The organism is Malonomonas rubra (assembly GCF_003247215.1).
Classification (GTDB): domain Bacteria; phylum Desulfobacterota; class Desulfuromonadia; order Desulfuromonadales; family Geopsychrobacteraceae; genus Malonomonas; species Malonomonas rubra_A.
In genome coordinates, this window is sequence record NZ_QKAP01000133.1 from 1 (window position 1) to 7,012 (window position 7,012).

The 7,012-nt window shown below is 53.4% G+C and carries 7 protein-coding genes and 1 pseudogene; 6 read left to right on the forward strand and 2 right to left on the reverse strand.

Annotated elements, in window-relative coordinates:
- Nucleotides 1-139: 139 nt before the first annotated feature.
- On the reverse strand, nucleotides 140-1,399 hold the full coding sequence (locus tag Q7J88_RS13780) for a glycosyltransferase family 2 protein (protein WP_303722813.1): 1,260 nt from the start codon (nucleotides 1,397-1,399) through the stop codon (nucleotides 140-142).
- A gap of 21 nt (nucleotides 1,400-1,420) precedes the next feature.
- Nucleotides 1,421-2,341 (reverse strand): tRNA (adenosine(37)-N6)-dimethylallyltransferase MiaA, encoded by a 921-nt coding sequence (miaA, locus tag Q7J88_RS13785; protein ID WP_303722814.1) that lies wholly within the window; start codon nucleotides 2,339-2,341, stop codon nucleotides 1,421-1,423.
- A gap of 123 nt (nucleotides 2,342-2,464) precedes the next feature.
- Between miaA and Q7J88_RS13790 the strand changes: the two genes are divergently transcribed.
- The 6 genes and pseudogenes from Q7J88_RS13790 (at nucleotide 2,465) to Q7J88_RS13815 (ending at nucleotide 6,867) form a co-directional block, all read left to right on the forward strand.
- Entirely contained in the window at nucleotides 2,465-3,712 is a 1,248-nt protein-coding gene (locus tag Q7J88_RS13790) for a CCA tRNA nucleotidyltransferase (RefSeq protein ID WP_303722815.1), read from the forward strand.
- 118 nt (nucleotides 3,713-3,830) lie between these two features.
- Nucleotides 3,831-3,958: pseudogene (locus Q7J88_RS13795) on the forward strand (transposase); the annotation flags it as partial.
- A gap of 14 nt (nucleotides 3,959-3,972) precedes the next feature.
- Nucleotides 3,973-4,842 carry a protein-glutamate O-methyltransferase CheR gene (locus tag Q7J88_RS13800; protein ID WP_303722816.1) on the forward strand — a complete coding sequence of 290 codons (870 nt, stop codon included), beginning with the start codon at nucleotides 3,973-3,975 and terminating at the stop codon, nucleotides 4,840-4,842.
- On the forward strand, nucleotides 4,842-5,894 hold the full coding sequence (locus Q7J88_RS13805) for a chemotaxis response regulator protein-glutamate methylesterase (protein ID WP_303722817.1): 1,053 nt from the start codon (nucleotides 4,842-4,844) through the stop codon (nucleotides 5,892-5,894). The genes Q7J88_RS13800 and Q7J88_RS13805 overlap by 1 nt, the downstream gene beginning before the upstream one ends.
- A gap of 142 nt (nucleotides 5,895-6,036) precedes the next feature.
- Nucleotides 6,037-6,300 (forward strand): hypothetical protein, encoded by a 264-nt coding sequence (locus tag Q7J88_RS13810; protein WP_303722818.1) that lies wholly within the window; start codon nucleotides 6,037-6,039, stop codon nucleotides 6,298-6,300.
- 396 nt (nucleotides 6,301-6,696) lie between these two features.
- A complete protein-coding gene (locus tag Q7J88_RS13815) occupies nucleotides 6,697-6,867 on the forward strand; it encodes a hypothetical protein (protein ID WP_303722819.1) in 171 nt (56 codons plus the stop codon).
- The last annotated feature ends 145 nt before the right edge of the window (nucleotides 6,868-7,012 follow it).

Genomic DNA, 7,012 nt, shown 5'->3' on the forward strand with positions numbered 1-7,012 from the left:
CTCAATATTCTTTCTAGGGCAGGAACTGCCCGAAGTCACGCCCGTGGAGAATCCTCTGACGGCGGAACGGCTCGCAAGAGCCGGTCTACGAGTCATGGTTCGTTGAAACAGGAAGCTCCGTCGCTTGCGGCGGGGTAGTTCACTTAGCAGCTCCCGTATTCGTATTGGCCGACTGCAATTTTTCCAATAATTGCAGTTGCGCCTCCCGTGAAAACACTTCGGGATAGCCTCCCCATGCCAACAATTGTCTAACCGTATCATCTACCATACGCTCTTGCTCGGCATCGAGCCTTGTAAGCAGCTGCCGTGTCCGTAAGCCATCAAACCAGCAGTGAAAAGCGAGGTGCCTTTTTTCCAAGTCGGGATAATTCAGTTGCAGTAGCTCCCAATTCGCTGCGAAATTAAGCTTGCGCAAAAACTCAATCAACACATCATTTCCTAACTGCTGCAGAACCCGTTCGGCCGGTAGCAGCAACGAATTCTCGACGGCAGACAGCCAATGCCGCAAAATGGTAAAAGCTTCGACAGAGGAAAACTGAAACAACTGCCGCCCCTCCTCGACCTGCCCTTGTACTGCCTTCCCGGTTCCGAAGGGCACCCGTTCGGAGAAACGCGGTGACGGCCGCACCACAGTGCCAGTCAGCATTGCTACCCCAGAATGTTTCGCCAGTTGCTGAAGAAAATAAAAATCCTCCGCCGCGTGTCGCCGGTTCATCCCACCAACCGCAAGATAAGCGCTGGCACGACAGGCAAAGGCACTGCCGATGGTGTGATAAGCGTAGGGCGAACCACTCTGTTGCAGGCCGAACAGGTAGCTGCGCAAATAGAGCTCATACAGGCGGATCGCTCTCTCCTGCTGAGGGTCATCCGCCTGTTGGTGGCGAAAAGGGATCGTCGCTGAGGCGAGGCTGTTTTGCGAGAAATGCCTAAAAATGGCCGGCAGATAATTTTCATCCACCAAGGTGTCGGCATCGAGGGAGATCAGCAGCGGATCATTTTCCCAGTCGAGACGCGACAGCGCGAGATCGAAACCAATCTTGCGCGCTTGACCGACCCCTTCTTTGGCAGGAAGTTCCAGCCCCGGAGATGCGGCATCGACCCAGTTCAGATTGAGTTGCGGAAGAGTCCCTTCCGCTAGCCAGTCGAGGGTTGCTCGGTTGTTCTTTTTTTGAGTATAGCTTGCTTCTGGACGGTTATTGACGACGATGATCAAGAGGGTCTGTTGCAGATATCCGCTTGGATTGGCCGCCAGCGATGCCAAGGTTTTCGGTAGCGACTCGGCTTCAGCCAGGCAGGGAATGACGATGGCAGCCCTGAAAACGGAACGTTCAATGCCGCTAAGCTGCCAGTGGCCTTGGGCGGTTCTGGTTTGAAGATATTTTTTGAGCGCTTTGTTCAATTTTAAAACCTGGCAAGCGCGCTAAAAGCCCTGCATGTGATACCGCTCTATAATCTCGCACAACTGCGCAAACGGCTCCCCCTGCCCTTCCAGCCAATGGATCTCCACCCCGTTCTTCTCCATCCGGCGAAAGAAGGTTTCCTGCCTCTTGGCGAACTGACAGATGGCACTCCTTAATTTCTGCACCATATCGTTTCGATTCAATTTGCCTTGCTGGTGCTGGGCGATCAACCGGTATTCCAAGCCGTAAAATTCCAACTTCTCCCAAGGGACTCCTGATTCATGCAGGCGCTGGACCTCTTCAATCATTCCCTCTTCAAACCGCTGCTGCAACCGTTTGGCAATCCGTTGCCGCAAAACCTCCCGTGGCCAGCGCAGACCGAACACCAATGGCCGAAGCTCCGGCAACGGCGGCAAAGCTGCGCCCGCATTCTGCTCACCAAGAGCGATTTCGATTGCCCTGATCAACCGTTGGCGGTCATCGAGATCGGTGCGATTGTGTTGCTCCGGCCTTAACTGCTGCAACAGGATGCGCAGTTGCTCATCCGATTGTTCCGCCAACTGCTTACGCAACTTCTGATCTTCAGGTACTTCCAGCAAACGATAGCCGCGCAGCACCGCATCGAGGTACATGCCGGTCCCGCCACACAGCAGCGGCACTCTATCGCGCCGCCAGATATTCTCAATGGCGGCGAAGCAATCGCGCTGAAACTGAAAAACATTGTACTCGCTGCCCGGCTCAGCGATATCGATCAGATGATATGGAACCTCGCCATATTCCTGCAGATCCTTACCGGTACCCAAATCCATGCCACGATAGACCTGGCGTGAATCAGCGGAAATGATCTCGGCATTGAACCTCTTGGCGGCGCATACCGCCAAGCCGGTTTTTCCCCCAGCCGTGGCGCCAAGAATGACCAGCAGGTTAATCGGTTTCGACATGGTTTCTCCACGAGCAAATTGACACAGGATAGAACAAAAGGCAGCCACTTCCTATGCAAATCGTTTTGCCTCCGCCCGCTTCTTTGCTATAGTCCGCCTGACTGACGACCAAACAGGATTATTATGAGCGAGAAACAACCGGAACCGATCATACTCCCCCGCGGCCAACACAGTATCTCACGCCAGCAGGTAGATGAAGATACCCTGAAGGTTCTTTACCGCCTGCATCGCAATGGTCAGCTTGCTTATCTGGTCGGCGGCAGCGTTCGCGACCTGCTGCTCGGTCGCCAACCGAAGGATTTCGATGTCGGAACAGACGCCACACCCGCACAAATGCGCCGTCTGTTCCGTAACTGCTTCCTGGTCGGCAAGCGCTTCCGGCTGGCCCATATCCGCTTCAAAGATAACAAGGTGATCGAGGTAGCGACTTTCCGCCGCCATCCCAGTGAAGAGGAACTGCCGGACGATCCGGACGAGCATTTCCATTTTGTCCAGAATGTCTTCGGCACCCCGCGGGAAGATGCCTACCGCCGCGATTTCACGATCAACGCACTGTTTTACAACATCGCCGATTTTTCGGTGATCGATCATGTCGGCGGATTGGAAGACCTGCACGCCAAACGGATTCGGATGATCGGCGATCCGCTGGTTCGTTTCGAAGAAGATCCGGTGCGGATGCTACGCGCCCTTGAATTTGCTGCGCGACTTGACTTCAGTATCGACCCAGCAATTCTTGACGCTATCCAAAAGAAGAAAGAGCTGATTGCGACGGCAGCTCCGGCCCGCATCCGCGAAGAGATCATGGAGCTGTACCGGCACAAGGTGGCCGGACCGGTCCTGAAGCAGTGCCGTGAACTGGACATGCTGCCGCACCTGCTGGCGGGCTACCCAGGCACTGACGAAAGCATTGAACTGATCTGTAAAATCGATCAACGCACCGCCTCCGGAGTGCTGATCGAGGAGTCCTTCGCCATTGCTGCCCTCTATCTTCGGTTGTTCATGGACAGTTGCCCGCCATCACCGCAGGTTCATATCACCGAAGCCTTGCACAAAGCGAACGAGATCATCATCCCCCACTGCCGCTATTTCAGCATCGCACAAGGAATTCGCCACCAGGCCCGCGAACTGCTGGTCGGTTGTTTCCGACTCTCGCGCGGTCGCGGGATGCGCGGCGAGCGGCGTTTTCTGCAGCATCCATTTACCCCGCAAGCAATGGAACTGTTCCGCCTTTGGGCCGAAGTTCGACCGGATCTTGCCCCCCAGGTTAAAGAATGGCAGCGAGCCTTGCAGTCCCCACCGGCACCAAAACAACCACCCAGAAGGGGTCCCCGCCGCCGGCGGAAAAGAAAACCGACTACCAAAATCGGTTAGCCGTAGGAGGCTGGAAGACAGAATTGAGCTAAAAACAAGAGACACTCCGAGGTAAACTTATTACCCAAAGGAGTACGTCAGGAGCAAGAAGAACTCAGCCGAATAAGTCGTTCGTGAAATCCGCAGAAAAACTCGTAAGAAATACTCTTCGGAAGAAAAGGTTCGCATTGTCCTTGAAGGATTGCGTGGCGAATCCAGTATACCGAACTGTGCCGTCGTGAAGGGATCAACGCAAATCTGTACTACAAATGGGGTATTCGATGGCAGGGGTACGGGCTGCGGTTGTGAGAATCTGCAGCATGATGACCATATCAGATCAGGAGTTTTCCGATCTGCGCAATTTGATCCATATGCGCTTCGGGATCAAATTGACCGAGCAGAAACGGTCCTTCCTGGTCGGCCGGCTCCAGAAATTGATGCGTAAACTAAGCCTGGACACCTTTTCGCAGTACTACCAATATCTCACCGAAGAAAAAAACGAAGCCGCGCTCGGTGAGCTGGTCGATCTGATTTCAACCAACCACACCTACTTCAATCGCGAAAAAGATCACTTTGAATACTTTATTGACATCGCGCTGCCAACGGTTGCTGAAAAACTGAAACGCGAAAACCTCAGGGACCTGCGGGTTTGGTGCGCTGGCCGTTCATCCGGTGAGGAGCCCTACACCCTGCTGATTCTGATGATGGAGTATTTTGGCCCTGAATACAGCTCATGGGACACCGGAATTCTTGCCACCGGCATCTCCGACCGGGCGCTGACCGTTGCTCGTTCGGCTGCCTACGGCAGTGAACGAGTCCAGCAGCTGCCGGAATATTTAAGCCGCAAGGACTACACCCCTGCCGGGCCGGGAGAAATGGCGGTGACGGAAAAAGTAAAGCTGGAGGCGACCTTCAGACGTTTCAACTTGATGAACACCAGCTTCTCGTTCAAAAAACCGTTTCAGATAATTTTTTGCCGTAACGTCATGATTTACTTTGATCAGCCGACACGCGATGCTCTGGTCAACCGCCATCACCAATTCAACGAACCGGCTTACTACCTGTTTATCGGGCACTCGGAAACCCTTGGCCGCAGCCAGACCCGCTACAAATATCTACAGTCGGCCCTCTATAAAAGAGAAGAGCACTAATGACAAAACTTATCCGCGTTCTCGTTGTCGATGATTCTGCATTGGTCAGAAACATTCTCAGTCAGGGGCTGTCTATTGATCCGAATATCGAGGTGGTCGGGACTGCTTCCGATCCCTATATCGCCCGCAACAAGATCATCGAACTGAACCCCGATGTTCTGACCCTCGATGTGGAAATGCCCCGCATGGACGGCGTAGCCTTCCTGCGCAAACTGATGCCCCAGTATCCGATACCGACCGTCATGGTCAGCTCGTTGACGCAACGGGGCAAGCAGATTACTCTTGACGCCCTCGCCGCCGGTGCCGTTGATTTTGTCGCCAAGCCTTCCTCCAATGTCGCAACGGGTCTGAACGACATGCTGATGGAACTGCGGGCAAAGGTCAAAATCGCCTCGACCGCAAATGTTGCGCACTGGAAAGGCAAGCGGGTCATTTCCCCGCCACAGCACGCCGGCAGCACCGGCCTAGCCAAATCGACCGACAAAGTTATTGCAATCGGCGCTTCGACCGGGGGCACCGAAGCGATCCGCAGAATTGTAGAAGAATTACCCGCCAACACGCCCGGCGTCGTCATCGTGCAGCATATGCCACCCGGTTTTACCAAAATGTTTTCTGACCGCCTGAATCAACTTTGCCAGATGGAAGTCAGAGAAGCGAAAGACGGTGACCGTGTCCGTACCGGGCTGATTCTGATCGCGCCGGGCGGCGTTCAGATGAAAGTGATTCGCAGCGGCGGTTTTTACCAGATCCGTTGTGCCGGCACCGAAAAAGTCAGCGGTTACTGCCCTTCTGTGGATGTGATGATGGACTCTGTTGCCGATCATGTCGGCAAAAATGCGATCGGCGCCATGCTAACCGGGATGGGACGGGACGGAGCCAACGGGATGCTGGCGATGAAAAACGCCGGCGCGCGTTGTATTGCGCAGGACGAGGCAAGCTCAGTCGTTTTCGGCATGCCGAAAGTTGCCTTCGAAAAAGGGGGCGCAGAGCGGTTAGTCCCGCTCAACAAGATTGCCACCTCACTACTAGGACTCCTAATGGAGAAGAAATAGATGGGACAGGTCATCTTAGGAGTGGGAGACTACGGCACCTCAATCAGCTGGGCGATGAAGTAAAAACCTTTTCCCTAGGTTCCTGTGTTTCCGTCATTCTGCTCCCCCCCAAACCCAGAACGGTCGACATGGGGGGTAAATCATGAAACGGATAATCATCGCAGACGATTCGGCAACCGCCCGGATGTTCATCAAACGCTGTCTGGAAATCATCGGTCTTGGGGATTCCGAGATCTTCGAAACCGAACATGAACGGGCTGGAATTCCTCAAAGTGAAATCAGAAGATCCGGCGGTTGCCGGAATCCCGGTGGTTTAATTTCAACCGAGACCGGAGCGGATATCATCCAAGAAGCGAATTTTTACGTGCCAAAGAGGCCATCAAAAAACCCTTCACGCCGGATCTGATCAACTAACCGCTCGGCGCTTTGCTTTGATATTGATAGCCGGCCCGCTTGGGGAAAGTGATCGGACCGACACAAGGAGAATTTTGTGGACCATGCACAGAATATCATCGAGGTAACCCAGGAGATCTTCTCCAGCATGATTATGATGGAGGTCACTTCGGGAGAGCCGATCAAGCGCAACAAATAGATGCTCAAAAACAACAGCTCAGGCATTATCGGCATGGCTGGCAACATAAATGGCCTGCTTACGGTAACACCTATCGAACGAAGCGGCATTAGCGATTACCGCAGCATTTCTCGGCATGAAAATCGACGAAGATGTGTGCGATGCCATCGGCAAATTAGCCAACTAGCTTGGCAGCAACATCAAAGTAGCCCTCGACCCGGAAGGGACCGAGTGAAACTGTCGATGCCCTTGGCCATCTCCGTGCTGGAATACTCCATCGACTGTCTTGTCGATGCAAAAAATGTCACTGTTCCTTTCGAACTGGAAGGATTCCCAACTCTGGTCGAGCTGCAAATCGGTCCAGAATCACCTGCTGATCCTGATTACAGCTGGCGAAGCTGAAAAGGAAATTATTTTGGAATTTGCTAAAAAAATTATTCAATCAGCCGAAGAGATCTTTGACATCATGATTTTCATGGAGATCTCTTCGGTTCCCCCATTAACGGAATGGAAAGAAATCCTCGATAGCCATGTTTCTTCCATGATC

What these genes read in the sequence shown, in the direction of transcription:
- miaA (WP_303722814.1), bottom strand. Translation starts at nt 2,341, where the DNA reads ATGTCGAAACCGATTAACCTGCTGGTCATTCTTGGCGCCACGGCTGGG.
- Q7J88_RS13790 (WP_303722815.1), top strand. Translation starts at nt 2,465, where the DNA reads ATGAGCGAGAAACAACCGGAACCGATCATACTCCCCCGCGGCCAACAC.
- Q7J88_RS13800 (WP_303722816.1), top strand. Translation starts at nt 3,973, where the DNA reads ATGGCAGGGGTACGGGCTGCGGTTGTGAGAATCTGCAGCATGATGACC.
- Q7J88_RS13805 (WP_303722817.1), top strand. Translation starts at nt 4,842, where the DNA reads ATGACAAAACTTATCCGCGTTCTCGTTGTCGATGATTCTGCATTGGTC.
- Q7J88_RS13810 (WP_303722818.1), top strand. Translation starts at nt 6,037, where the DNA reads ATGAAACGGATAATCATCGCAGACGATTCGGCAACCGCCCGGATGTTC.